The following is a 25586-nucleotide window of genomic DNA, read 5'->3' as shown; positions in this document are numbered from 1 at the left end:
AGGGACTATTACTAATCAGTTGAGTTTCTTACGGGTACCAGATGGTCAAACCTTAGGGCTGATTGGTGGTGATGTGAATATTCCTGGTGGCTTTAATATTGCATTGGATGGACGGATTGAGCTGGGGGGTGTTGGTGCTAATGGTGTGGTGAAATTGATACCAACGGATAGTACTTTTAGGTTGGATTATTCAGGAGTTGAACAATTTCAGGATATTAGTTTGTCGGAGGGGGCATTAGTTGATACTAGTGGCATTGGTGGTGGCAGTATCCAGGTGCAGGGGAGTAATGTTAGTTTACGCGATCGCTCTTTTATTTTTGCGAATACCAGAGGGAGTGGAAGTGGCGGTGGGATAGTTGTTGAGGCTTCACAGTTGAGTCTTGAAGGTGGTTCTAGCATATTTGCGAATGTATTGGGCTTAGGACAGGGGGGAGATTTGACAGTGGATGCCACTGAATCTGTTCGAGTAATTGGTGTATCGGCTGATGGTACTTTCAGTCTCTTGGGAGCCCTAGTTTTTCCAGAAGTAACAGGAAATGGTGGAGATGTCAGTATTACCACTGGGGAGTTAATGGTCTCTGATGGAGCACAAGTTTTAGCTATCACTTTTGGTAACGGGGACGGGGGAACCTTGACTGTGAATGCGGACTCTACTGTTCAACTGATTGGTACCTCAGCGGATGGTCAGCTTGCCAGCGGCTTGTCTACTCAAACTAATGGGACAGGAAAAGCGGGAGATTTGAGTATTACCACTGGGCAGTTAATGGTCTCTGATGGAGCAAGAGTTTCAGCTAGCACTTTTCGTGAAGGGAACGGGGGAAGGTTAAGTGTGAATGCCTCCTCTACTATTCAACTCATTGGTAGGTCAGCCAATGGTCAGTTTGCCAGCGGCTTGTTTGCTCAAGTTAATCCAGGCTCAACAGGAAATGCCGGAAATTTGAGTATTACCACTGGAGAGTTAACGGTTTCTGATGGAGCAAGAGTTTCAACTGCCACTTTTGGTGAAGGGAATGGGGGAACTTTGAGTGTGGATGCCTCCTCTACTGTTCAAGTGATTGGTATCTCAGCCGATGGTCAGTTTGCCAGCAGCTTGTTTGCTCAAGCTAATCCAGGCTCAACAGGAAATGCTGGAAATTTGAGTGTTACTACTGGGGAGTTAATGGTCTCTGATGGAGGACAAGTTTCAGCTAGCACTTTTGGTGAAGGGGACAGCGGAAATTTGACTGTTCATGCCGAGGAGACTGTTCAAGTGATTGGAACCTCAGCTGATGGTCGGATTATCAGCGGCTTGTCTAATCAAACTTCTGGGACAGGAAATGCAGGAGAGTTGAAGATTACCACTGGGCAGTTAATTGTCTCTGATGGAGCACAAGTTTCTGCTCTCACTTTTGGTGAAGGGGATGGGGGAGATTTGACTGTGGATGCCTCTGAATCTGTTCAACTGATTGGAACCTCAGCCGATGGTCGGTTTCCCAGCGGCTTGTTTACTGACGCTTCTGGGACAGGAAATGCCGGAGAGTTGTTGAAAATTACCACTGGTCAATTAATAATCTCTGATGGAGCACAAGTTAGTGCTAGAAGCACTCAACAGGGTTCAACAGCCGGGCAGGTAGATATTAATGCCAACTCCATCTTCCTAGACAACAAAGGAATCATCTCAGCAGAAACAGCAGGAGACAAAGGCAATATTATCTTGGACGCTCGTGACATCCGACTCCTCGACGAAAGCAACATTAATACTAACGCCCAGAATACCGATGGGGGCAATATAACTATTGATACTGATACCCTAGTCGGTCTAGGAAATAGCGACATCACCGCCAATGCTGAAGAAGGCCCAGGAGGTAGTGTTACCATTAATGCCCAAGGCATCTTTGGCTTAGAGTTTCGAGACCGTCTCACTCCAGACAATGACATCACCGCCACCTCCACCCTTGGCCCATCCTTCAACGGTGACGTAATCATCAACATCTCCCAGGTAGACCCCACCTCAGGCTTAAACGAATTGCCAGGAATCCTGGTGGATGCAGAAGCGATCCTGGCCAATGACCTTTGTGGCTTTGAGAATGATCGGATTGCTGGGGGCAGTTCCTTTACCATTATCGGAAAAGGCGGTTTACCACCGACTCCAGAGGATCCAGTGATTAATGCCCACAGAACAGTCAGGTGGAGAACTCGTCCTAGGTTAGCCAGCAACAGACAACCATTACAAGCCCAAGCATCCGTCAGACCCCGTCAAGACAAAAAAGTGATTATCGAAGCCCAAGGCTGGGTAATAGCAAAGGATGGCACGATTATTCTGACGGCGCAACCATTTCAGGGGACTCCTGTGGAGCAGATATTGCCCAATCTTGATTGTCATTCGGGAAGGGGGAATAGGGAACAGGGAACAGGGAATAGGGAATAGGGAGTAGGGAGTAGGGAAGAGTAATATATAGCAATTCTCTTTCCCATGAGGTACAAAGGGATCCCCCTAAATCCCCCTTAAAAAGGGGGACTTTGAGATTGATAAGTGTACCTCCTACATGCAATAAAACCTATATAATTTTTATTTAAGTTGTGAACATACTCTCTTAAAGAAAGGCAAGAGGCAAGAGTTAATAAACTATTATTATAGTACTATTCCCGATTCTAAATTCTAAATTCTAAATTCTAAATTCTAAATTTTAAATTCTAAATTCTAAATTCCCTTAATTATTATGAAAAAACTATCATTTATAATTGCTATCGCATTAACCTGCTTCCTACCATCCGGGAAAGCCTTATCAAATTCTGTTGTCATCACACCCAATTCCCGATTCCCGATTCCCGATTCCCGATTCCCGATTCCCGATTCCCGATTCCCGATTCCCGATTCCCGATTCCCGATTCCCGATTCCCTAGACCAACAAGCCCAACACCTCTATGAAACAGGTCAATACCAAGAAGCTATCCCATTGTTGGAGCAACTTATTACTAACTACAGCAACAGTGGCGACCTTATTGGTGAAATTAACGCCTTAGTAAATCTAGCTTTAGTTTATCAAACCTTGGGAGACCTAGACCAAGCTAAACAAACAATATCCCAGAGTTTTAGCCAAATATCAAAACTTGATAATACCAAAGAACGTCAACAATTAAGAGCCCAAACTTTAGAAGTCCAAGGACAAATATACTTATCTCTAGGTCAGGGGTCAAAAGCCTTATCAATTTGGCAGGAAACTAGTGCTATTTACCAAGATATCGGAGACTTAACTAAATTCACAGAAAGTCAGATTTACCAAGTCCAAGCCTTGCGAGTATTAGGATTATATCATAAAGCCACTAAAACCTTAACTGAAATCCAGGAAACTCTCCAAGACCAACCCGATAGTGCCCTGAAAAGTACCGCCCTCCAATACCTAGGTGATGTGCTGCGCCGAGTAGGAAAATTCAAAGAATCTAAAGCAATTTTACAACAAAGTTTAGCGATAGCGGAAAACTTACGAGATCAGACCTTGATTGCTGATAATCTGATCAGTTTGGGCAATACCGCTAGATTAAAAGGAGACACAGCAGACGCTTTAGAGTTCTATCAACGGGTTGTGGAGGAATCTCCCTTAGCTGATATGAAAATTCAAGGGCAATTAAATCAACTGAGTATAGTGATAGCTCAACAAGAGTGGTCACAAGCCAGAGAATTATTGCCTGCTATCGACAATAGTTTAACTAAATTATCTCCCAGTAAAACCGCAATCAATGCTAGAATTAATCTAGCTAAAATCTTATTCAAAGGTAAAAATAACCAACTCACAAATCCCAACGACATTGCTATTTATCTCGCTGATGCCCTTAAGCTAGCTAGAACTTTAGGAGATAAACGAGCGGAAGCGGAAGCAATCGGTAACTTAGGCAGGTTATACGAATACAATCAACGTCTTGAGGAAGCCCAAGACTTAACCGAAAAAGCCTTACTAATTGCTCAAGAAATCCAGGCTCCGGATTTAGCTTATCAATGGCAATGGCAACTGGGCAGAATTCTGAATCTAAAACAAGATAAGAAAAACGCGATTGCCGCCTATGCTCAATCGGTGCAAACCCTCAAATCTATTCGTAGCGACCTAGTCGCGATTAGTAGCGATATTCAATTTGGGTTTCGAGAAAGCGTCGAACCAGTCTACCGAGAATTAGTAGGACTACTGCTGGAACCGAATGCATCTCAAGAAAACCTCAAACAAGCACGAGATGTAATTGAATCCCTACAACTAGCAGAACTAGACAACTTCTTTCGGGATGCTTGTCTAGATGCTAAACCTGTTAATCTCGACGAAATAGACCCCAACGCCGCTATATTCTATACCATTATCTTGCCAGACCGCCTGGAAGTAATTGTCACTTTGCCCGGACAACCCCTGCGCCAGATTACTACTAACTTACCTCAACCAGAAATAGAACAACAACTGGCTTCGGTAAACATCAATATTATTAATTCTTGGCGAGGTCTGAGAAAGGACAACTTACAAACAATACACGACTGGTTAATCGGTCCGATTGAAGCGGAACTAGCCAAGAGTAACATCCGCACTCTAGTATTTATCCCCGACGGAGCCCTGCGCAATATTCCGATGTCCGTGCTTTATGACGGGGAACGCTATTCCATCGAGAAATACAGTATTGCGGTAGCACCTAGTTTACAACTAATCGACTCTCAACCTTTAGTCAGACAAAACGTTTCGGCTCTCACTGCTGGACTAACCGAAGCTCGTCCCCATCTTCCATTACCTCCACTTCCTGGGGTGAAGGTGGAATTAGAGAATATCAAGGGTCAAGTTCCCTCATTGATTTTACTCAATGAGTCCTTTACTGAATCCAACTTCAATACAGTAGTTAATAGCTCTGGTTACGAAATTGTTCATCTCGCCACTCATGGTCAAGTTAGTTCAGTAGCGGAAGAAACCTTTCTGCTGACCTGGGATGACGTGATCAATCTCAATGAGTTAAATACTCTGATCTCAGCGGATCAAAAGCAAGAAAATCCGATTGAATTACTCGTCCTCAGTGCTTGTACGACCGCCGTGGGAGACTCCCGAGCAGCGTTGGGATTAGCTGGTATCGCCGTGCGTGGGGGGGCACGCAGTACCATTGCCAGTCTCTGGACTGCGGACGATCTTGCTACTACAGAGTTAATGACTCGGTTCTATCAGAGGTTAGCCACAGGCCAGGTTACCAAGGCTGAAGCTTTGCGACAAGCTCAACTGGAGCTGTTGCAGAGCGAGGCATTTAATCACCCCATTTACTGGTCGGCTTTTATTTTGCTGGGAAATTGGTTGTGAAAAGTAGGGAGTAGGGGGTAGGGAGTAGGGAGTAGGGTGCGTTAATAACGCACCAAGCCAAGGATAAAGATGCTCTGGGGTGATATCTTTACAACAAGAAGGACAAGTCAACTTAGTAATTACCCAAGTAGTCAATGAATGGTAAATTCCCACTAACTGCATTATACAAGCGCAGATCTGCCGTGATGAACTTAGCTGCCATTGCCTCTGCTAAGGCTAGATAGAGGGCATCATAGACAGTCCGGTCAAAAACTGCTCCCAAACTATAGGCTCTGGGTAAAATAGATTCTGTCTCTACTGTTGGCAGAGATAGTGCTAGTAGGTGGGCAATGAGACTATTTCCCTCTTGCTCAGTAATCAAACCCACTCTTTGTCTTTTCCAGATGATATTTCCGACTTCTGCTAGGATCAGTTGTGGCGCAATCAAATCTACTCTGGATAACTCCCAATGTTTACGGACAGCCAGAGCCTGTTTGGTTAATGGCTCCACAAACAACCACTTAGCAACAACGCTACTATCAATCACCAACAGCATTAACGGCTCCGGTCCTGATTAATTTGCTCCACTGAATCAGGCATGACACCGACTCGGGTAAAGATTGTTTCTCTAGTGCGATCAATTGCTTCGAGAACCTGTGTTGAAGGTCGCTGGGAGAGTCCCACAGACCGCTCCAATAACACCAGAATCTGTTGATTCACAGAACGGCGTTCTCGGGCAGCCATTGCTTTGATTTTTTGGTAAAGCTCTTCAGGAATATCTCGTAGACTTAAATTGGTCATGGTTTTCCCTAATGTTTACACTATCATGATAGCATAGTAGTAGAAAACCAACCCATGGGAGTGGGATGCTCTTTCAGAGCCACTACGCGATCGCGCTCATCGTCTAACCTACGTTATAAGCATCCCGAAAGCCGAAAACCCCGTGTCTTTAGACCGGGTTAGAATTTACCGCAAGAATAGTGGAGCCAATGAGCGTCGGCAGGTTATGAGTAAAAGTTTGAAGGTTTTTGTAATAAGGCGACCCTATTCTAAGGTTTCGTCTCCGGGATGAAGGCTCGCAGTGGCAAAGCGCCACCCTTCAAGAAATATAGCAAAAATACTTTTCAAATTGCGCTAGGGCTGCTAGCATAATAATATACCAGAAGAGGTCGAATTCTGATGATTATACTTGAGTTTAAGGCATACGGAAACAAGTCACAGTATCAATCAATAGACGAAGCTATCCGAACTATGAAGTTCGTAAGAAATAGCTGCCTCCGCCTATGGATGGATAATAAAGGGTTGAACAAATACGACCTCAATAAATATTGCAAAACCTTGGCTAAAAATTTCCCGTTTGCCAATGAATTAAACTCAACGGCCAGACAGGCTGCGGCTGAGAGAGCATGGTCATCAATATCTCGTTTCTTTGATAACTGCAAAAAGAAAGTTCCTGGGAAAAAGGGTTTTCCTAATTTTCAGAAAAATTGCCGATCAGTTGAGTACAAGCAATCAGGGTGGAAGATATCCCCTGATCAGAAATCTATAACCTTCACTGACAAGAAGGGAATTGGAAAGCTTAAACTTAAAGGTACGTGGGACTTGTGGCGCTTTGATAAGAAGCAAATCAAACGAGTTCGCATAGTAAAAAGAGCTGATGGCTATTATGTTCAGTTCTGTGTTTCTGTCGAAGTAAAGGAACAATTAGTCCCTGCTGACGCGACTGTCGGTCTAGATGTAGGGCTAAAAGACTTTTACACTGATTCCAGAGGAAAAACTGAACCAAATCCCCGCTTTTACAGAACTGGGGAGAAAAGATTAAAATTTTACCAACGTCGGGTTTCCCGAAAAAAGAAAGGCTCAACCAATCGTAGAAAAGCGGTTAATAGGCTAGGTAGGCAACACCTTAAAATAAGTAGGCAACGTGAAGAACATGCCAAGAGACTGGCACGTTGCGTAGTTCGGTCTAACGACTTGATAGCTTACGAAGATTTAAGGGTCAAAAACCTGGTTAAAAACCACTGTCTTGCTAAGTCTATTAACGATGCAGGTTGGTATCAGTTTAGGAAATGGTTAGAACACTTCGGAACTAAATTCGGTAGAGTTACCGTAGCAGTAAACCCTGCCTATACTAGTCAGAATTGTTCGGGCTGCGGAGAGGTAGTAAAGAAATCACTATCTACTAGGACTCATACCTGTCGTTGTGGCTGTGAATTAGACCGTGACCACAATGCCGCAATCAACATCCTAAACAGAGCCTTGGGTACGGTGGGGCACACCGGAACCTGGATCATTGATTCGAACGCTTCAGGAGATTTGGCCTCTACTGTTCTTGGCTTCGGCCAGGCTCAGCAAGTCGAGTCAATGATTGAAGAATCCCCGCGTCTTTAGACCGGGGAGTGTCAAGGGCAGTATCTCAATATATAGCACTATAGCGCTTTTTATCCTCATGAGGTACACATATTTTTTTACCTCTTCCCTCTTCCCTCTTCCCATATCCGCTGCTCCCTGCTCCCTGCTCCCTGCCTCATAAGGGTAGGTTTTTTACATGACAGGTCAAACAGGGAGTGTGGGAAGTGTGGGAGGTGTGGGAAGTGTGGGGGGAGAAGCTCAAGTAAACAGAAAAGCACAGAAAAAAATAGAAAATAATATAAACAATCAGAAGAGAACAGAAGAGAACAGAAGAGAAGAAGTGGTTATTTTTTTTGTGTAAGGGCGATTGGGTCAGATCTGATCGAAGGGTTTATGGGGAGATGAGGAGATGGAAAGAATTATCCCGGAAATTATTGTATAATATAATACATAGTTTTCGGAATTTCTACGTAATTAAAGTACCTACTCGCTCATTTGTAAAAAACCTACCCTTGTAAGCTGCTCCCTGCTCCCTAAAACCAAAAAAATTGTACCTTACTAGATTAAAAACCGCTATACACATTAAGGTTAGGACATTCCTAAATTGCGAAACGTAAGTCTAAGCTGACTTCTGACTTCTGACTTCTGACTTCTGACTTGCGCGTAGGTCAATGTAGTGTAAAAAAAATCCCAATTAAAGTAGGGTGGGCAAAGTAATATTATCTAGAATACTCATTTGAACCAAACTGTTTTTGCCCACCCTACAAGCCTGTTCCCTTTGCTAGAGTATCTCAATATATCACTTCGGCTTTGTAAGCATCACGCGCCAAAAAACAAAAGCAATTAAAGATGTATAACCTAATACTGTTAGCCACTCCTGCAAAGTGCCGATACCAAATAAAACTGTGTTATCCATAAATACAAAAGTATTGAATATAAAATTTAGTTAACCATTCAGCCGTCAGCTGTCAGCCGTCAGCTGATAATAAACCCAGCGTAGCGTGCTTATCGCACAAACGGAATAATTTAATAGTTCGAGATTAATCATAATTTAAAGTCTGGATAAAAGCCCATCAAAGCATATACTGATAGCTGATAGCTGATAACTGATAGCTTACAAATTTAGCGCAATTCTCTTCCGAAGGGAAATAGAGACAGGGGAATTAATTTAAAATGCTGTTGGGCAAAGGGAATACCAATAATCGTAATGGCTAAAATTAGCCCTGATACCAAATGAGCCACAGCAATCTCCCAGCCAAAAGCGATCAACCAGATAATGTTAAAAATCATATTGAGGAGGCTACCAGCCTCTGAAGTTTCCTCAATTGTTCTGCCAAATGGTGCCAGAGTAGCGATGCCCAACTTTATAGCCTGTATTCCAAAGGGGATGCCAATAATAGTCAGACAAATCCCTAATCCACCGATAATGTAACCGGCACCAACAACTAAACCGCCGAAAATTAACCAGATAATGTTTCCTAAAAGGCTCATGACTCTATTTTATTAATTCCCTTGGTGCTACTTAACTATACCAGTTAATGGGATAAAGGACTTCGTCCTAGGTTTGAGGGAGTAGGGAGTAGGGAGTAGGGAGTAGGGAATAGGGGTAATAAAATTAAATGGTCTAATCCTGAAACATCACAGCAAAAAGCTCAGAGCAAACAGTGATCAGTCAACGTCACAGGGCTTTTGCTGTTGCTCTTCCAAAAACAGCTCTACAGCCCGATTAAACTCTTCCGGCTCTACTAAAAATGGCCAATGATTCCCATAAACTTGACGAATAGTTAGATTTTTGAGATAAGTTTTATAGGGTTTTAGCTGTCCATCGGAGCGATTAAGACCATTTTCTGGTACTATCAATACCGTAGGAATATCAATGATTTCCGTTAGTCCTGCTACGCGCATCACGTCTTCAAAAATCTCATTTCTGGCCTGAACCACAAATTTACTGCCCCAACTGCCATCAGGTTTAGGTTCAATGCTGGCTTGAAAGACGTTTTGCTGAAAGGGACTCCAGCCCCGGTATTGTTTTAATTGTTTAGCTTGTGCTTCCGCTTGCTCATAACTGACAAAGGGTCCCATAGCTTTTACAAAAGGCAAGACACGGAACAGTATGGGAAACAGAACCTTAAACCACATCGGAATTTTCCCGATGAAAAAGGGATCCACCAAAATTAGGCTGCGTAATCGCGATGGATTTTGCTTAGCCCAGATCGGAACTAATTTACCAGTCCAGGAGTGACCGAGGATATGAGCACTAGACCATCCTAGGTGATCCATTAAGGCTTCTAAATCCGCGATGTGATCATCAAAGGTATAGCCAAGATCCGGCTTGCTACTTTCCCCATGACCGCGCAGATCTGGAGCAACGATATGATACTTTGGGGCAAGGTAATCCCCGAGGCTAGACCACACTAGGGCATGGTCTGCTAATCCATGTAAGAGTAACAAGGGAGTTTGGCCTTGGTTCCATTCTAGGTAAGACAGTTGGATCTTTGGTAAGTCTAAGGTTTGACGTATGGGCATGATGGGATGATTGCGATTAAGCCATGGTACAGGCTTTCTTATTAGGTAAGCATTCAGCCGTCAGCTATCAGCGAACAGCGATTAGCGCTACGCGCACGCTACTTGAGCTGCTATCAGGCGCTTTAACTGCACGGGATCGGATGAGTAAAACCAGCAGGGATTTTCAACCAGTCGTACCAGCACCCCCTAGTTTGTTTACTACCTTCCGTTGATTAGCTGACGGCTGACAGCTGATAGCTGAATGCTTACCTTATTAGCTTCTTGTTCCGCTTTTAATTTTCGTAATCTAACTATACCTGGAGGAGGGTTTAGTTCTTGAGCTTTATGTTGCTGATGACTCCATTCCAGCCAGTCATAAATATATTGGCTGACAACTTCTTTGTTATTTAAGTAGTAAAGAATTGTAGCATAAACTTGTTCTAAGGTAATGGTGTAAAAACAGTTAAGAATTTCTTCTGGAGTACGATTACGATAAATGTACTCATACAGCACATTTTCAATGCCCACTCGGGTTCCTTTGATGCGAATATCATCAGGAGCCATAAAATCAAAATAGTCTTCTATTTTCATCAGTTCAATAATTGATAATTGATAATTTAAAAAGGACTGTTGATCCGGATTCCCCTCAAAGTACTGACAGGGTCCGCAATCGATTCAGCGCTGCTGCTAATTCCAAGGGGCGGAATTGAACTAAATCCCCTTCAGGAAAGAACGTTAGTACATCGAATCCTTCTTCTTCAATATCCCTCATCACCAGAGCTAAAATTTCCGATAGGGTCAACCGTTCATCGATATAATGCTCTTTAGCATAAACAAGAGCTTTGGAAATTGCTCTTAACTGACCTACTTCTACAATCTGCTCAACAGCAGATAAATCAATATTTTCTGCACCAAACCCTACTTCATCTACATCTCGGACTTTCAATTTTACGGCTTTGCGTCCACGACTGGGGTCAATCCCATGGGCTAATGGTACTCGTGGGGTAATAGTGCCAAAGTGTTTCCCGCCTTCAGCGCTGCGTTCGGTAAAGTATTTTTCGGCAATTAACTGAGCCTTTTCCGTGACATCCTGGGGTTGGAAGTTGTCCATGGCAATGACCGTATCGGCTACATCAAAGTAATCTCCACTGCCTCCCATGACTAATATAGTAGAGACACCATACTCGGTATAGAGCTGTTGGACTTTATCAATAAATGGTGTAATCGGTTCTTTATCTTTAGCAATCAGCTCCTGCATACGGCGATCGCGAATCATAAAGTTAGTTGCTGCTGTGTCTTCGTCTACCAACAGTAACTCGGTACCGGCCTCCAGTGCTTCCATAATATTTGCGGCCTGGGAGGTGCTACCACTAGCATTGGTGGTGGAAAATTTTTCAGTGGAGCGACCTTGAGGTAATTGATTAATAAATGGGGAAATATCTACACCAGAAATCCCCCGACCATCTTCAGCCCGAATCTTGACGGCGGTGGGATTGGTGACTACTAATTCCCGTCCATCTCCAGGAATATGATTGTAAACTCCTAATTCAATGGCTTTGAGCACTGTGGACTTGCCATGATAGCCACCTCCTACAATCAAGGTGATCCCTTCTGGGATTCCCATACCGGTAATTAATCCTCGATTGGGACAAGTGAATGCGACTTGAAGTGTCTTGGGAGATTGAAATGCGATCGCATCCTCTTGTAATGGTTTGTCATCCACCCCACTGGAGCGTGGCAAAATAGCACCGTTAGGAATAAAGGCAACTAATTCACGGGGTCCGAGCTGTTGACGCAGCCAATCGGCATCTTCCACTGTTTCTACATGATGCTTAATCTCAGCTGGATCGAGGACTTCATACTTGATGGATTGGTCAATAATATCAGGGATATCTTGGCATAGCATTTCTGCGGCCTGACGCCCAGAAATCCGACGACCACGAGCTGGTAATCCTACCACAAACCGGATTTCTACCCCTTGATCACTAACCAAAGCGGAGGTGCGCTCCAGCACGGATTGTCCGACACGGGTAATGGCAATCAAGCCACTATTCCCAGTACCCCGCCGACAGCTCATTTCCCCAGCTACCCAATCAAATGAGCGAGTTAGATAATCTTCTAGGGCAATGGCTCGGCTGTCAGTTCGATAAAGCTCACTGGGGAAACCAGCCACTGACTGGGGTAAGTACACGCGCACTTGGCTAGGAGAGGCAAAGGGGTCTCCCTGAACCCTGTCAATCACTAGAGTGAAATCTGGAAACTGATAGCTGCCCTTGATATCTCTGTAGGATTTGTAGCTGCGGTCATCGAGTTGTAGGAGTAAAGACTCCAATTGATTGCTAGTGGCCATAATTGCAAGCAGAAAATTGCTTGTTAATTGTCAATGGTTACTACCAACTTGTCAATTAACAAGGGATTAATGACTGTTGACTGTTGACTGTTGAGTACCCTGATGACTATTGAGTAATGACTTAAGCTATCAGCTATCAGCTATCAGCTATTAGCTATCAGCTATCAGCTATCAGCTATCAGCTATCAGCTATCAGCTATCAGCTATTAGCTATCAGCTATCAGCTATTAGCTATTAGCTTATGGGCTACGCCCACGCTGTCTTGATTCAGTCGCTACTTGAGGTGCTTTTGAATATAACAGGTAACTATCTGTTTAATGTGACTTCCGTCTGCATACTTGATAACTGACCACTGACCGCTGACCACTGACCGCTGACCGCTGACCGCTGACGTTTACTAACTTGACTGCTCTGAGAGATTTACTAGACTTAATTCTTGCAGTGATTTTTCCAGAGCAGCAGTTTCCCAATAGAGCTTAATTGCTCCATGGAAGTTAGGATTTACTGTAATATCGTCTATAGTATAGACGTTAACAAATCCGAATTGAATTGCTTTTATAACAGCCTTTCTGGGAATCAATTCAACATATTTTTTCAAGTAACCAGCACTTATATTCAGCGATACATCAATGCGATGATAATTACCCACATTCACAAACCCAAACATCTTAATATCAATTTCAGATTGTTCATGGAAAACGGCTTGTTGTAGGGTTAAAGCACCAGCTTCAATCAGTTCTTCCATTTGGCCGGCGTCTGCCAAGTTTTGCCTAAATAATCCCAGCAGCTTCCCTAAAGTAGCCTCATCTTGATCCTTAAGTACGACTTCTAAGTCTATTCCCAGCTTCTCTTCATTTACAGAGTTTTTGATCAATGCGATCGCACCTTCTCTGAATCCCTGATCTTGTGTTGGAGGATTCTGTCTCAACCCCTGATCTTGTGGTGGTGGATTCTGGTTGAACAGTAAGCTGGGTTGCTCACCACTTTGTTGACTGCTATCATATCTATCAATTAAGCCAAACTTAAGTAATAGTTTGTCAATACCTAAAATTTGCTTTTGGGCAGCTTGCCATAGCATTGTTCTGAGGTTAGTCCTAAATTCCCCGATCGGATTTAATAACCACCAAGCTTTACGAGACAGAGACTTTTTGGAAAGATGATTCCCCTTATTCCATTGATTTTTCAGCTCCTGATCGCTAAGGTAACGGGACTGAAACGGTAAGGACGAGTCGGGAATAGAGATTAGTAGTTTTCCGCCCTCATAGGTTAAGCCAGGGGTAAAAATTTTATCTATTTTAATTTCAATCTCATGGAGTTGGAAGATACTGGTGGGTTGACCGAGGATGCTGATTTGAAAATATTGAAGAAATTCTCCTACTGCCTCCATTTGTTGTAAGGCCAACTTTTTTACTGACTTAAAGGGAATATTTTTACCGATTTTTACAGATATATTGTAAACCTGATCCAATGGTATAATGTTGCTAATCGAAATTTTACGACGTTGCAAGCAGTCTATTACTTCCCGGTCATGGTGTTTAAAAATATTGGCAGCATTCTCCTGAAAAAAAAATCGATACTCTTCGTTGTTTGCTGTTATAGTGCGGTTAGGAGTCATATCAAACCCTGGTCCTTAATGACTTGTTAATTGAAAATTTACGATTGAGACTTGTGACTTGAGACTTGTTAATTTAAATTTGACCAACACTGAAGACTAATACGTATTACACCCGACAATATCTTACCTATTACAAGTGATATTATAGTTGATAATTTGATAATTGATAATTTTTGGTTAACGGTTGACAGTTGACGGTAATATACACGTAAGCTATCAGCTATCAGCGTGTCGCGTATCAGCTATCAGCGAACAGCGATTAGCGCTACGTAAGCATTCAGCCGTCAGCTATCAGCGAACAGCGATTAGCGCTACGCCCATGCTACCTGAACAGCTAAAGGTCTGTGGCCACGCTACACCGAACAGTTTATGCCCATAGCTTAGGCTACTAATGGTGCTTTTGAATAAAATAACCTGACGGCTGACGGCTGATAGCTGAATGCTTACGCACTACAGATGGTGCTACTTGAGTGGCCATTGGCCTGTGGCCACGCTACACCGAACAGCTTTTGAATAAAATAAGCTGACGGCTGACGGCTGACGGCTGTTGGCTTAGCCTGCGCGTAGCGCATATGCTTACATATACACTCAACTGTGAACAAAAAAGAGTTGCATCAAGACATGGTGATGGTTAAATGGGTATGGGCTTAAGACTGGACAGTGAGCATCAACTGGCAATTCAAAATCACGCAGAGAGCACCTATCCTGAAGAGTGCTGCGGTTTACTATTGGGTAAGCACCGGGGTGATGTGAAAACGCTGGTTGAGGTATTACCCACACCGAACAACTGGGATGCTGAAGCAGCTGATGCCTATCCTACGGTTGAGGGCAAACATCAGGGAGATTATAGCAGACAGCGCCGATTCAGCATTGCTCCTGAGGTGCTAATGCGGGCACAAAAAGACGCACGCGATCGCAATCTCGATATAATCGGGATCTATCACTCTCATCCGGATCACCCAGCGGTACCTTCAGAATTTGATCGTGCGATCGCTTGGCAGCAATACTCGTATATTATTGTTGCTGTTGAGGAAGGTAAAGCGTGTGACTTCAGAAGTTGGAGCCTGGATGAACACCACCAGTTCCAGCCAGAAGAAACTATCATTATCAAAGGTTAAGTCCTGAGTCTTACCGCTTCAAACCCAACATGCCATGTTAAATCCCAATCTAGATGAAATCCAATTAAGTAAAGACGAATACGAACGTTACTCCCGACACCTGATTTTGCCCGAAGTTGGCTTAGAAGGACAAAAACGTCTCAAAGCTGCCAGTGTCCTATGTATAGGTAGTGGTGGATTAGGTTCACCCCTATTGCTCTATCTTGCTGCTGCTGGAATTGGAAACCTAGGTCTAGTAGATTTCGATGTTGTAGATAGTTCTAATCTCCAACGTCAGGTAATTCACGGGACGTCGTGGGTAGGTAAACCCAAAATTCAGTCGGCCAAAGAGCGGATTCTAGAAATCAACCCTCACTGTCAGGTAGACCTCTACGAAACCCTGCTGAATTCCGAGAATGCCTTGGAAATCATGGCACCCTATGACATTATCGTCGATGGTACAGATAACTTTCCCACCCGTTACCTAGTCAATGATGCCTGTGTACTTCTGAATAAGCCAAACGTCTATGGCTCTATTTTCCGGTTTGAGGGACAGGCGACAGTGTTTAATTACGAAGGTGGTCCCAACTACCGCGACTTGTTCCCTGAGCCCCCACCACCAGGAATGGTACCTTCCTGTGCCGAAGGAGGAGTTTTGGGCATTCTGCCAGGAATTATTGGTGTGATCCAAGCAACGGAAACGGTCAAAATTATTTTAGGCAAGGGGGATACCCTCAGTGGACGTTTGTTGCTGTACAACTCTTTAAATATGACCTTCCGGGAATTGAAACTGCGACCGAATCCAGAACGACCGGTGATTGAGAAGTTGATTGACTATCAACAATTCTGTGGCATTCCCCAAGCTCAAGAAGAGGAAGCCAAACGCCAGATGGATATCAAAGAGATGAATGTCCAGGAGCTCAAGGAACTCATGGAAAGTGGTGCGGATGATTTTGTTTTGATTGATGTCCGCAATCCCCATGAGTATGATATTGCTAAGATTTCTGGCTCAGTGCTAGTGCCATTACCGGATATTGAACAAGGTTCTGGTGTAGCAAAAGTCAAGGAACTGGTTAATGGTCATCGCTTGATTGCCCATTGCAAAAAGGGAGGTCGCTCAGCGAAAGCCTTGGGAATTTTGAAAGAGGCTGGTATTGAAGGGATTAATGTTAAAGGGGGTATTACCGCCTGGAGTCAGGAAATTGATTCATCAGTACCGCAATATTAAATCAAGTATGAAGGATGAAACGGATCTATAGCTTTTCTTGCAGGCGTTGCTGATTATGGGTATGGTTTCGCCCCCCTAACCCCCCAATTCTGGGGGGAAAAAAACTCTAAAAGTCCCCCAAACTTGGGGGATTTAGGGGGCTTCAACAAAACCAGATGATCGCGCATTCATTCCTTAATTCAGCAACGCCTTCTTGCATTTATGAGGTACGCTTCTCAACTTAAAAGTCCCACTTTTTAAGGGAAACGGGGGATCGCTTTGTACCTCATAGCTATAAGACTTGCTATATTGGTTTATTCCTGATGCTTGATTTGATAGTTAAAAGTGATAGTTAAAAGTCATTAATCGTAGGGTGGGCAGTGCCTACCAACGCGCTTTGCAAGCTTCATTATCTGTCTGGTGCACTGCCCACCCTACATGAACTTTCGACTAAACCACAACTGGGTCTAAATGCTCGATGCGAGTACCTAAAACTTTGAGGAATTCTGCTAGCCACTGGGGATGAGCAGGCCAAGCAGGAGCTGTTACTAAATTACCGTCTACTATTGCTTGATCTACTGGGATGTCAGCATAGGTTCCACCAGCACGGGTAACATCGGGACCACAGGCTGGATAAGCGGAACATTTTTTACCCTGGATTACATCTGCTGCTGCCAACAATTGAGCACCATGACAAATTGCTGCGATTGGTTTGTTGGCTTGGGCAAAGTGCTGCACGATTTTGATCACATCTTGATTGAGGCGGATGTATTCTGGTGCTCGCCCCCCTGGAATCACTAGGGCATCATAATCTTCAGGATTGATCCCATCAAAAGTGGCATTGAGAGTGAAGTTGTGACCAGGCTTCTCCGTGTAAGTCTGGTCTCCTTCAAAGTCATGAACCGCTGTGCGAACAATGTCCCCAGCTTTTTTGTCAGGACAGACAGCATCAACGGTATGTCCTACCATCTGCAACCCTTGGAACGGAACCATCACTTCGTAGTCTTCTACAAAGTCACCTACGAGCATTAAGATTTGCTTTCCGGCCATGTTATAACTCCTGTGGTTTGAATCGGAATAGCTCTTGAGCAATCTTAATGTATCAAGGTTCTGACGTTGTTCGCGTAGCGTGGCCGAAAGGCCAAGGTTGTCTGTCAGAATGAAGAATGCAGAATGTAGAATGTAGAATGTAGAATGCAGAATGCAGAATGCAGAATGCAGAATGTAGAATTCTTAATTCTTAATTCTTAATTCTTAATTCTTAATTCTTAATTCTTAATTCTTAATTCTTAATTCTTAATTCTTAATTCTTAATTCTACATTCTTAATTCAAAAATTGGGATTTAGTGCTCCAACCAAACCGCTAAATCTGTTACTGTCTCAAAATCCAACAACGCTTCACTCAATTCCTCCAATCGAGTAATCGATAATCCCTCAATCTGCTGTTGGAGCACAGGGTCAAGTAAACCTAACCTCAGGGTTAGCTGACGCATCACAATTAATACCGCTTCCTCCTGCTTTCCGCGCTGGAGTCCCTGCTGGAGTCCCTTTTGGACTCCCTTTTGGATAATATCTTGATAGGTGACTGATTCTTCCATAACTTCCTCCCTTAACAATCGACGAACTAATTCTTGATCAAACCGCAAACCAGCCAGTACATCCACACAAGCTGCTAGGTTTCCCCGTAATGGTTTTTCTTCAATTTTATCCACATAGGCAACCACTTGCTCTAACAATTGATTAGGGTTATTGCTCCTGGCTAAAGTAGCCAAGGGTAACAGAGCTCGATTGGCTAACAGTGGTAATGGGTCTTGCTCCCACAGACGAATGATTCGATAACGGTGCCAGGTGTTAGTATCCCTAAACTCGTTATTGAATACCATCTGTGATGTCGTAGACTTGAGAAAAATTACCACCTGCTCAATGGGACATCGGTACTTTCGTTGTAATCTGACCCAATAGTCCAACATTCGAAATGGTAGTGGTGGCTCGGATTGAGGTAGGGTTTGAAATTCTAGGTGCAGAATTTGGTTTGTACTTTGGAGTAGACTCAGAGCATCAGCTTGAATGGGTTCAGCACTTAATTCGGTTTTAATTACCTGAATATCGCGAGGTTCTTCACCCAATAGCCAATGAAAAAATTCCGATGGGTATTCTTCTGCTAGGTATTTACAGATATTATCGTAGGCCAAGGCAAATTGTTCACAAATGTTTGACTATTTCAGACAGTGTAGTGAATCCCAGTTAAAAAATTGATCGCACCTGGATCTTGTTTATGGAGTCAAGCTATGATACCCCAGCACTAATGATTTAGATAAGATCTAAAAAAGACCTGATTATTTCAGGTCTTTTCAAAATCATATTTCCACCAAAAATCCTGGTGAACACTGACAGTTAAATCTCAGCACTGATCTAACCAAACCGCTAAATCCGTTGCTGTCTCAAAATCCAACAACGCTTCACTCAATTCCTCCAATCGAGTAATCGATAATCCCTCAATCCGCTGTTGGAGCACAGGGTCAATTAAACCTAACCTCAGGGTTAGCAAACGCATCACAATTAATACTGCTTCCTCCTGCTTTCCGCGCTGGATTCCCTTTTGGACTCCCTTTTGGATAATATCTTGATAGGTGACTGATTCTTCCATAACTTCCTCCCTTAACAATCGACGAACTAAATCTTGATCAAACCGTAAACCAGCCAACACATCCACACAGGCGGCTAGGTTTCCCCGTAATGGTTTTTCTTCAATTTTATCCACTTGAGCAACCACTTGCTCTAACAATCGATTCGGGCTATTACTCCTGGCTAAAGTGGCCAAGGGTAACAAAGCCCGATTGGCTAACAGTGGTTGAGGGTCTTGCTCCCACAAGCGAATTACTCGATAACGGTGCCAGGTGTTAGTATCCCTAAACTCATTAGTAAATACCAGATCTGAGGTCGTAGACTTTAGAAAAATCACTACCTGTTCAATCCGACATCGGTACTTACGTTGTAATCTGACCCAATAGTCCAACATCCGAAATGCTAATGGTGGCTCGGATTGGGGTAGGGTTTGAAATTCTAGATGCAGAATTTGGTTAGTACTTTGGAGTAAACTCAGAGCATCAGCTTGAATGGGTTCAGCACTTAATTCGGTTTTAAGTACCTGAATATCGCGAGGTTCTTCACCCAATAGCCAGTAAAAAAACTCCGATGGGTATTCTTCTGCTAGGTATTTACAGATATTATCGTAAGCCAAGGCAAATTGTTCAAACTTAACACTATCTCAGACAGTTTAGTGAATCCCAGTTAAAAAATTGATCGCACCTGGATCTTGTTTATGGAGTCAAGTTATGATATTAGCTGTGATTTTAGTTAGAGTTATCTTGGAGCCAGTTGAGTAAGTCTTCACTGGTTTTAAAATCCCAGATGGCTTCTGATAAACGCTCTAGCTCTTGATTCGTCAAGGCTTCGATTAATGCGATATCATCACTGGTTAGTTTGCCAAAACGGCGCTCAAGCTGTCGCAATATTACCCTTCTTTCCCCTTCTTCTCGTCCCTGTATTATTCCCTGTTCTATTCCTTCCCGTTGAGCTAGACTCAATGCACCGCGCGTGTCCTCCAACACCATCTCCTGCTTGCGGAGTTTTTCCAATTCTGACACACTCAACCCCGCTTGATTCGCTATAGTTAACGCTTTTTCTAGCTGTGGTATTTCCCTGAGATTGTCAGGAATAATTTCTAAACTGGGCGCTTCTTTGATAAAATATATCCACTTATCTATCACACTTTCTAACTCTTCCAGCTGCTTAGTAAATTTGGGGAGTTCCACAAACACCAGCTTTAATTCATTCTCCTGATAAGGCAAGTGGTCTTCTTCTTCTTGAAAGTAAAAACAGCTAATTACTTTCTCTGTTGAGGGGAATAACTGAAAATCCGTGATGGTTAAAGCAATGACTGGATTTAGATGGAAATATCCCTGTCCCGATTTTAGTTGATTCCCATAGGTTTTGCACAAGTTATATACCACTCGCTTCTCGAAAGCCTCCACATTCCAGATTTGCATTTCAATCAGCACAGTTGTTTGATCCTCTAATACTGCCTTAATGTCTAGATAAGTGTCTTTTAACTCCACTACATCCCCGGCACTATAGGGGTCAAGGATTTCTAAATCCTCGATTACCGACTCCCCGGAGTAGATCATGGCATTGAGGAAGGAAATCAGAATATCCTTACTTTGATCTGAGCCAAAGATTTTCTTGAAAGCAAAGTCAGTTTTGGGACTAATGAATCTCATGGTTTTACCAGTTTACGAGGTAGAGTGGTTAATCAATGTCTTTCCTAGGGAATCTCACGGACATCGTTTCATTCATCATCCTAGCAAAATCCGTTGATATTCTAGTGTATAACCGGTGAGCATTTATCTAAGCTTAAAGCGATGCAGTTGGCCAAAGGGGGTTTCCCCCACTCGCTATTGCATCAAGACAAGGAATCAACGGAAGGAATCAACGGGAGTGAAGCAGGATGGTTGTTAAAAATAGTAGTAAAAATACTAGCAATAATACTAATACTAATCAATCCAGTAATAATCAATGGGATGATGTTCGTGCAGCGTTGAAACAATTCTGGGGTTACGAGGATTTTCGACCCCCCCAAGGTGAAATTATTCGGATGATTTTAGAACAACGGGATGCTTTAATTATTTTGCCTACTGGTGGTGGTAAGTCGATTTGTTTTCAACTACCAGCGTTACTACAAACTGGATTAACATTAGTGATTTCTCCACTGGTAGCATTGATGGAAAATCAGGTGCAGGAATTGCGCGATCGCAAATTACCTGCTGCTCTGTTACATAGTGAATTACCTCGCTACCAACGGCAACAAACCCTTCAAGCTCTAGAAAAGCAGCAACTGCGATTGCTCTACTTATCCCCAGAAACCCTACTCAGTGCAGCAGTGTGGAAACGGTTGTGTCAGCCACAGCTTCAGATTAATGGATTGATTTTAGATGAAGCCCATTGTTTGGTTCAATGGGGTGATACCTTTAGACCTGCTTATCGCCGTTTGGGAGCAGTAAGACCAGCACTTCTCAAGTGTAAGCCCAAGGGAACAAAAATTGCGATCGCATCCTTTACTGCTACCGCTGACCCCAAGGCTCAACAAACCATCCGCAAAGTCTTGCAACTGCAACAACCCCAAACATTTTTAATTAGCCCCTATCGAGACAATCTTAACCTCCAGGTGCAAACCGTCTGGACTCCCAAAGGACGTCGCCAACGAGTATTGAACTATATTAAAGCCAGACCTAAACAAGCTGGTTTAGTCTATGTGCGTTCCCGAAAAGATAGTGAAGTGTTAGCGCAATGGTTTACTTCCTTGGGATATTCCACCGCAGCTTACCACGCTGGCTTGGGTGCTCAGGAGCGTCGGAAAATTGAAGCCAGCTGGATTAGTGGTCAGACCCAATTTGTGGTGTGTACCTGTGCCTTTGGCATGGGGATTAATAAGCCAGATGTACGCTGGGTGGTGCATTTCCAAGCACCTTTACTCTTATCGGAATATATTCAGGAAGTAGGTCGTGGCGGCAGGGATGGTAAACCAGCGGATGCTTTGACCTTAGTCAGTGAACCAACGGGATGGTTCAATCCAGAGGATAAGCAACGACAAGAATTTTTTTCCCATCAAATGCGATCGCAATACCAACAGGCTCAACAGTTAGCAAAGCAATTACCAGCCCAGGGAGAAGTAGCCAAAGTAGCCAAAGAGTTTCCCAATGGTGCCATAGCCTTAGCACTCCTCGATAGTGCTGGTCAACTAGAATGGATTGATCCATTCCATTACCGGCAACACCGGTCTCAAAAATCTTCCTCCCTAGCACAGGTTAGTAATATCCAACAGCAAGCCCAGTCTCAGATGAATCAATACCTGAAAACTCGCCAGTGTCGTTGGCAATTTTTACTAAAGGCATTTGGTTTTACTCAGGAAGCAGTTGGCTTTAGATGCGATCGCTGTGATAATTGCTCATAGCATTTATCACAGGGAGTAGGGAGCGGTGCGACCCAAGGGCGATTTACTCGCCCTAGGAGGCGCGCACCGTAGGGAGTAGGGAGAGCTGCGACCGGTGGAATAGGCATCTTGCCTGTCCCTTGATCTCTTGGGTCGGGCAGGATGCCCACTCTACTCCTATTCATTCAAAGACTGACACAGCTTATTCAATTTTTATTGTTGAGATTCCTGTAATTCTTTTAAATAATTATTTAGTTTCAACAGACTATATATTCCTAATGCTGTACCAATTGGTAAACTCAACAGATTCACACATGCCGCAATCCAGTTAGCAGTATTTGGCTTGGCTCGCTGATAGAAGAATCCTGCCATTATATTAACAATTCCAAACCCAAGTAGAAATATATGCATGGCGATAGTGAAGAAAATTATCCAAGTATCACATGCATCTCCTCGGAAAGGTTCATTAATACATAATGAAGGACGCATCTGGATTATATATCTCGAAAAATCGAAATATATACGAAATACGAACAATCCAAAGAAGAAATAAATGCCGCCCCAAATATAGCGATGCAGCGCGGTCTTGGGGAGGCAGTGCGGTCTTGGGGAGGCAGCGCGGTCTTGGGGGTTTCCCCCATGAGCGACTGCCGTGGTTCCCCCCATGAGCAACTGCCGTGGTTTCCCCCATGAGCGACTGCATCAAGACAGTGAAAGATACTGAGCCACTTGAAACGTTTCATAGAGTGCTCTCCATTTCTGGTTTAACTCCCACTACTCAAATCTAGCTTGGTGATTGACTGACAAAACTCCTAAAACTATTGATTTTACTTAGGGAGCGGTGCAGCGGTAGAGAAACCCAACAAAACCGCCAGGATTGGGTTTCACTATGTTTCACCCAAGTAACCAAGCAAGATTTGTCAGTCAAGCAGGCGCTTCTTGAGATACCACTAGATTTTTCCACTAGATTTTTGGCACCTAGCTATGAAGGTTATTATTCTAGTCTACCTTAAACGTAATATCAAAGGTATGCGATCGCTCAGGCTAAGACTTATTTTTTACAATTTACAAGACGATCAAGGGATGACCGGACAGGGGATGTTAACTTAGCACGACCAAGTCTGGGCAGATCAGAAACACTAAAGAGGTGATGGTCAGATCATCTACAGAAGAGAGGTGGGTGCATCTCATATTTGAAAATTTTGCGTAGGGTGTGTTAGGGGAGCCTTCATTTTTCGCCTCGTAGTCAGGGTTTGGATAGCCCGCCCCGTAACGCACCACCGTGTCAAACAGCAAAAATGAGATGCACCCAGAGAGGTTGACCAGGTTGTGGTTCACTAGTGAAGTCCATGTAAGCACGAAACAGCTGGGTTAATCATGGCGCAACTCCACTCTAATGATCAAAACTTTAATTCAAAAAGAGACAATCTTGTTGTCGTTGGCTTAAACCGCTGGCAATGGCTTGCAAGTGTTTTTGAGAGTAGTTTATTCTCTCAAAGGTTGTGATCGGTCGTCTAGAGGTGTAGGCGAAAGTAATTGAGTATCGGTCTGATGCAGTAGGTGGTTTCAGACGGTGGAAAATGTTGCGTGTGTCAGTAAAAATTACTGTGCCGTAGGCTCCTGTGCAAGGGTTACTGGTAAATTTAGACGCAACCCTTGCCATGTATTTATCTGAGACTAAACCAGAATAGTAATAATTGTAGTTCAGGGCTTCAGCTAATGATGAGGTTAAATTTCTGGGAATATATTCAAAAGGGCCACCATCTAACCCCACATCATTCAAGTAGATAATGATTTTAACCATGCGATAGTCTTCTGGATCTACGTGCCATTGCCTGACATTTACTGGTTTACTATCGGCAATATTCCTTTGAAAGATTAGACCAGCTAATAACACTGGAAGACCAAGGTAATTTTCTACAATATCAAGCAATCGTTCGTTAAGTCCCCACTTCAAAATTTGTGGGTAATTAATTAGCTCGTTGCGATAGGTTATAGAAGACTCAATTTTCGGTATCGGCAATGCCCGTAATTTGCTTAAAATATCCTCCGCACTATCTCTCAGTTTATTAGAGGAAATTGCTAACTCTTCTAAAGAAGTAATAAACGTTCCTTCTCTCTTTAGAGAATTCAACAATGGTAAATCTACTGGTGCTAGGGTAGGTAGGGAATTAGAATGGTTTTCTAGTCTGATTAGATAGTTGCCATAGGATAACTTATGGAGTATCGGTATTCGGAAAAACTCTCTTTTCATTTTTGACGGTATACGTTTGGTCTTCATGGCAAAATAATTAGAGCTAAAAATCATGAAATTCCTAAGGTATTTATTTGAACACTCCTATTATTACTAGCATGCCAGCCTCAAATGTATACGTTTATATACAATAGCTTTAATAAATAAATATTTTTAATTCATTTTTATTTATGTCAAATTTTATATAGCAATGGAAAATTATGCGTATTTAAATTGGAGATTATTCAGTTAAAAAAAAACGTCACCCCCTCAGCAAACAGTCTATAAAAAACCTTCTATCCGCTCCCAAACTTTCTCCAACAAATCAGGACAATCCGCATCAAACCATTCAATCTCAGGATAAGCCTTAAACCAAGTGCGTTGACGTTTAGCAAATTGGCGAGTGTGGACAACAGTTAAATCTCTGGCCTGATCAAGGGATAAGTTACCAGCAAGATAATCTTTAATTTCCCGATATCCCAACGTATCCAGTAACGGTAAATTCCAACCATACTTCTGAGCAATAGTTTCCACCTCAGCCACAAATCCTGCTGCTAACATTTGGTCAGTACGCTGAGCAATCCGCTGGGTAATAGTTTCAGAATCCTGACATTCCAAGCCAATCTGGAGAATTGGATAATTAGGAGGATTCTCTCCCTGCTGCTGTGATATCGGAATTCCAGTTACATAAAATACTTCCAATGCTCGCAATGTCCGCACTTGGTCATTGGGATGAATCTTCTGAGCAGCAACAGGGTCAATCTGTTGCAGGAAATTATAGAGCTGAGCTTGACCAAGAGCAGCTAGTTGCGATCGCAAATCTTCCTGAGGCGCAACCCGAGGAATTTTTAACCCCCGCACTACGGATTTGATATATAAACCAGTACCACCAACCAGGAAAAGAGGTTTATTGTTTAAGTCTGCCTGATCTACCCGGTCTTCCCTGTGTTTGCTAGCTATAATTTCCA

General features: G+C 43.2%; 25 protein-coding genes. 9 read left to right on the top strand and 16 right to left on the bottom strand.

The window, feature by feature from the left end:
• Together F6K37_RS08710 and F6K37_RS08705 are read left to right on the top strand one after the other, a co-directional pair.
• Positions 1–2407 (top strand): beta strand repeat-containing protein (locus F6K37_RS08710; RefSeq protein WP_287249559.1); only part of this gene is annotated, 2407 nt, incomplete at its 5' end.
• A gap of 292 nt (positions 2408–2699) precedes the next feature.
• On the top strand, positions 2700–5291 hold the full coding sequence (locus tag F6K37_RS08705) for a CHAT domain-containing protein (RefSeq protein WP_287249558.1): 2592 nt from the start codon (positions 2700–2702) through the stop codon (positions 5289–5291).
• Positions 5292–5403: 112 nt separating this feature from the next.
• On the opposite strand, the gene F6K37_RS08700 is transcribed toward F6K37_RS08705, so the two are convergent.
• A complete protein-coding gene (locus F6K37_RS08700) occupies positions 5404–5826 on the bottom strand; it encodes a type II toxin-antitoxin system VapC family toxin (RefSeq protein WP_008190319.1) in 423 nt (140 codons plus the stop codon).
• The gene (locus F6K37_RS08695) at positions 5826–6071 is read right to left on the bottom strand and encodes a FitA-like ribbon-helix-helix domain-containing protein (RefSeq protein ID WP_008190321.1); all 246 of its coding nucleotides are present in this window, start codon (positions 6069–6071) and stop codon (positions 5826–5828) included. Before F6K37_RS08695 ends, F6K37_RS08700 begins: the two co-directional genes overlap by 1 nt.
• A gap of 378 nt (positions 6072–6449) precedes the next feature.
• Here F6K37_RS08695 and F6K37_RS08690 point away from each other — a divergent pair, with 378 nt between their 5' ends.
• Together F6K37_RS08690 and F6K37_RS08685 are read left to right on the top strand one after the other, a co-directional pair.
• Positions 6450–7661 carry an RNA-guided endonuclease InsQ/TnpB family protein gene (locus F6K37_RS08690; RefSeq protein ID WP_287249554.1) on the top strand — a complete coding sequence of 404 codons (1212 nt, stop codon included), beginning with the start codon at positions 6450–6452 and terminating at the stop codon, positions 7659–7661.
• 157 nt (positions 7662–7818) lie between these two features.
• Positions 7819–7983, top strand: coding sequence for a hypothetical protein (locus F6K37_RS08685; protein WP_008190324.1), 165 nt, complete (start codon positions 7819–7821; stop codon positions 7981–7983).
• A gap of 761 nt (positions 7984–8744) precedes the next feature.
• Here F6K37_RS08685 and F6K37_RS08680 read toward each other — a convergent pair.
• The gene (locus tag F6K37_RS08680) at positions 8745–9113 is read right to left on the bottom strand and encodes a YccF domain-containing protein (protein ID WP_008190325.1); all 369 of its coding nucleotides are present in this window, start codon (positions 9111–9113) and stop codon (positions 8745–8747) included.
• Between the two features lie 177 nt (positions 9114–9290).
• Positions 9291–10148 carry an alpha/beta fold hydrolase gene (locus F6K37_RS08675; RefSeq protein ID WP_008190326.1) on the bottom strand — a complete coding sequence of 286 codons (858 nt, stop codon included), beginning with the start codon at positions 10146–10148 and terminating at the stop codon, positions 9291–9293.
• A 23-nt stretch (positions 10149–10171) separates the two neighbouring features.
• On the opposite strand from F6K37_RS08675, the gene F6K37_RS08670 reads away from it, so the two are divergent.
• Entirely contained in the window at positions 10172–10360 is a 189-nt protein-coding gene (locus F6K37_RS08670; RefSeq protein WP_075873595.1) for a hypothetical protein, read from the top strand.
• On the opposite strand, the gene F6K37_RS08665 is transcribed toward F6K37_RS08670, so the two are convergent.
• The 3 genes from F6K37_RS08665 to F6K37_RS08655 form a co-directional block, all read right to left on the bottom strand.
• On the bottom strand, positions 10347–10718 hold the full coding sequence (locus F6K37_RS08665; RefSeq protein WP_008190327.1) for a DUF433 domain-containing protein: 372 nt from the start codon (positions 10716–10718) through the stop codon (positions 10347–10349). The two genes, F6K37_RS08670 and F6K37_RS08665, sit on opposite strands and share 14 nt — an antisense overlap.
• Before the next feature lie 55 nt (positions 10719–10773).
• The gene (locus F6K37_RS08660; RefSeq protein WP_008190329.1) at positions 10774–12477 is read right to left on the bottom strand and encodes an ABC-ATPase domain-containing protein; all 1704 of its coding nucleotides are present in this window, start codon (positions 12475–12477) and stop codon (positions 10774–10776) included.
• Between the two features lie 397 nt (positions 12478–12874).
• The gene (locus tag F6K37_RS08655; RefSeq protein WP_287249548.1) at positions 12875–14092 is read right to left on the bottom strand and encodes a hypothetical protein; all 1218 of its coding nucleotides are present in this window, start codon (positions 14090–14092) and stop codon (positions 12875–12877) included.
• Positions 14093–14276: 184 nt separating this feature from the next.
• Between F6K37_RS08655 and F6K37_RS08650 the strand changes: the two genes are divergently transcribed.
• Positions 14277–14471, top strand: a complete 195-nt coding sequence (locus F6K37_RS08650) for a hypothetical protein (RefSeq protein WP_287249546.1) — start codon at positions 14277–14279, stop codon at positions 14469–14471.
• 64 nt (positions 14472–14535) lie between these two features.
• Here F6K37_RS08650 and F6K37_RS08645 read toward each other — a convergent pair whose 3' ends face one another.
• A complete protein-coding gene (locus F6K37_RS08645) occupies positions 14536–14664 on the bottom strand; it encodes a hypothetical protein (RefSeq protein ID WP_267872113.1) in 129 nt (42 codons plus the stop codon).
• A gap of 63 nt (positions 14665–14727) precedes the next feature.
• Between F6K37_RS08645 and F6K37_RS08640 the strand changes: the two genes are divergently transcribed.
• Together F6K37_RS08640 and moeB are read left to right on the top strand one after the other, a co-directional pair.
• Positions 14728–15210, top strand: a complete 483-nt coding sequence (locus F6K37_RS08640) for a M67 family metallopeptidase (RefSeq protein WP_008190332.1) — start codon at positions 14728–14730, stop codon at positions 15208–15210.
• 34 nt (positions 15211–15244) lie between these two features.
• On the top strand, positions 15245–16417 hold the full coding sequence (gene moeB, locus F6K37_RS08635; RefSeq protein WP_008190334.1) for a molybdopterin-synthase adenylyltransferase MoeB: 1173 nt from the start codon (positions 15245–15247) through the stop codon (positions 16415–16417).
• 429 nt (positions 16418–16846) lie between these two features.
• Here the strand turns inward: moeB and F6K37_RS08630 are convergent, their stop codons facing one another.
• The 4 genes from F6K37_RS08630 to F6K37_RS08615 form a co-directional block, all read right to left on the bottom strand.
• Entirely contained in the window at positions 16847–17446 is a 600-nt protein-coding gene (locus F6K37_RS08630) for a DJ-1/PfpI family protein (protein ID WP_008190336.1), read from the bottom strand.
• 293 nt (positions 17447–17739) lie between these two features.
• Positions 17740–18588: an Rpn family recombination-promoting nuclease/putative transposase gene (locus F6K37_RS08625; RefSeq protein ID WP_008190337.1), complete on the bottom strand. Its 849-nt coding sequence runs from the start codon at positions 18586–18588 to the stop codon at positions 17740–17742.
• A 209-nt stretch (positions 18589–18797) separates the two neighbouring features.
• Positions 18798–19637, bottom strand: coding sequence for an Rpn family recombination-promoting nuclease/putative transposase (locus F6K37_RS08620; RefSeq protein WP_287249541.1), 840 nt, complete (start codon positions 19635–19637; stop codon positions 18798–18800).
• 112 nt (positions 19638–19749) lie between these two features.
• On the bottom strand, positions 19750–20676 hold the full coding sequence (locus F6K37_RS08615; protein WP_287249540.1) for an Rpn family recombination-promoting nuclease/putative transposase: 927 nt from the start codon (positions 20674–20676) through the stop codon (positions 19750–19752).
• A 227-nt stretch (positions 20677–20903) separates the two neighbouring features.
• On the opposite strand from F6K37_RS08615, the gene F6K37_RS08610 reads away from it, so the two are divergent.
• A complete protein-coding gene (locus tag F6K37_RS08610; protein ID WP_008190344.1) occupies positions 20904–22406 on the top strand; it encodes a RecQ family ATP-dependent DNA helicase in 1503 nt (500 codons plus the stop codon).
• Here the strand turns inward: F6K37_RS08610 and F6K37_RS08605 are convergent.
• From F6K37_RS08605 to miaA, 4 genes are all read right to left on the bottom strand, one after another.
• Positions 22358–22513 (bottom strand): hypothetical protein, encoded by a 156-nt coding sequence (locus F6K37_RS08605; RefSeq protein ID WP_165691822.1) that lies wholly within the window; start codon positions 22511–22513, stop codon positions 22358–22360. The two genes, F6K37_RS08610 and F6K37_RS08605, sit on opposite strands and share 49 nt — an antisense overlap.
• Before the next feature lie 85 nt (positions 22514–22598).
• On the bottom strand, positions 22599–23051 hold the full coding sequence (locus F6K37_RS08600; protein ID WP_008190345.1) for a hypothetical protein: 453 nt from the start codon (positions 23049–23051) through the stop codon (positions 22599–22601).
• A gap of 742 nt (positions 23052–23793) precedes the next feature.
• A complete protein-coding gene (locus tag F6K37_RS08595) occupies positions 23794–24639 on the bottom strand; it encodes a phytanoyl-CoA dioxygenase family protein (RefSeq protein WP_008190346.1) in 846 nt (281 codons plus the stop codon).
• Positions 24640–24900: 261 nt separating this feature from the next.
• On the bottom strand, positions 24901–25586 hold a 686-nt coding region (miaA, locus tag F6K37_RS08590), incomplete at its 5' end, for a tRNA (adenosine(37)-N6)-dimethylallyltransferase MiaA (protein ID WP_287249533.1).

The organism is Moorena sp. SIO4E2 (genome assembly GCF_010671945.1).
Lineage (GTDB): Bacteria > Cyanobacteriota > Cyanobacteriia > Cyanobacteriales > Coleofasciculaceae > Moorena > Moorena producens.
This window is presented reverse-complemented; position numbering and strand designations above follow the sequence as displayed.

Excerpts from the sequence above, each read along its gene's own strand:
- F6K37_RS08705 (WP_287249558.1), top strand. The coding sequence starts at position 2,700 with ATGAAAAAACTATCATTTATAATTGCTATCGCATTAACCTGCTTCCTA.
- F6K37_RS08700 (WP_008190319.1), bottom strand. The coding sequence starts at position 5,826 with ATGCTGTTGGTGATTGATAGTAGCGTTGTTGCTAAGTGGTTGTTTGTG.
- F6K37_RS08695 (WP_008190321.1), bottom strand. The coding sequence starts at position 6,071 with ATGACCAATTTAAGTCTACGAGATATTCCTGAAGAGCTTTACCAAAAA.
- F6K37_RS08690 (WP_287249554.1), top strand. The coding sequence starts at position 6,450 with ATGATTATACTTGAGTTTAAGGCATACGGAAACAAGTCACAGTATCAA.
- F6K37_RS08685 (WP_008190324.1), top strand. The coding sequence starts at position 7,819 with ATGACAGGTCAAACAGGGAGTGTGGGAAGTGTGGGAGGTGTGGGAAGT.
- F6K37_RS08680 (WP_008190325.1), bottom strand. The coding sequence starts at position 9,113 with ATGAGCCTTTTAGGAAACATTATCTGGTTAATTTTCGGCGGTTTAGTT.
- F6K37_RS08675 (WP_008190326.1), bottom strand. The coding sequence starts at position 10,148 with ATGCCCATACGTCAAACCTTAGACTTACCAAAGATCCAACTGTCTTAC.
- F6K37_RS08670 (WP_075873595.1), top strand. The coding sequence starts at position 10,172 with ATGGTACAGGCTTTCTTATTAGGTAAGCATTCAGCCGTCAGCTATCAG.
- F6K37_RS08665 (WP_008190327.1), bottom strand. The coding sequence starts at position 10,718 with ATGAAAATAGAAGACTATTTTGATTTTATGGCTCCTGATGATATTCGC.
- F6K37_RS08660 (WP_008190329.1), bottom strand. The coding sequence starts at position 12,477 with ATGGCCACTAGCAATCAATTGGAGTCTTTACTCCTACAACTCGATGAC.
- F6K37_RS08655 (WP_287249548.1), bottom strand. The coding sequence starts at position 14,092 with ATGACTCCTAACCGCACTATAACAGCAAACAACGAAGAGTATCGATTT.
- F6K37_RS08645 (WP_267872113.1), bottom strand. The coding sequence starts at position 14,664 with ATGCGCTACGCGCAGGCTAAGCCAACAGCCGTCAGCCGTCAGCCGTCA.
- F6K37_RS08640 (WP_008190332.1), top strand. The coding sequence starts at position 14,728 with ATGGGTATGGGCTTAAGACTGGACAGTGAGCATCAACTGGCAATTCAA.
- moeB (WP_008190334.1), top strand. The coding sequence starts at position 15,245 with ATGTTAAATCCCAATCTAGATGAAATCCAATTAAGTAAAGACGAATAC.
- F6K37_RS08630 (WP_008190336.1), bottom strand. The coding sequence starts at position 17,446 with ATGGCCGGAAAGCAAATCTTAATGCTCGTAGGTGACTTTGTAGAAGAC.
- F6K37_RS08615 (WP_287249540.1), bottom strand. The coding sequence starts at position 20,676 with ATGAGATTCATTAGTCCCAAAACTGACTTTGCTTTCAAGAAAATCTTT.
- F6K37_RS08610 (WP_008190344.1), top strand. The coding sequence starts at position 20,904 with ATGGTTGTTAAAAATAGTAGTAAAAATACTAGCAATAATACTAATACT.
- F6K37_RS08605 (WP_165691822.1), bottom strand. The coding sequence starts at position 22,513 with ATGCCTATTCCACCGGTCGCAGCTCTCCCTACTCCCTACGGTGCGCGC.
- F6K37_RS08600 (WP_008190345.1), bottom strand. The coding sequence starts at position 23,051 with ATGGGGGGAACCACGGCAGTCGCTCATGGGGGAAACCCCCAAGACCGC.
- F6K37_RS08595 (WP_008190346.1), bottom strand. The coding sequence starts at position 24,639 with ATGAAAAGAGAGTTTTTCCGAATACCGATACTCCATAAGTTATCCTAT.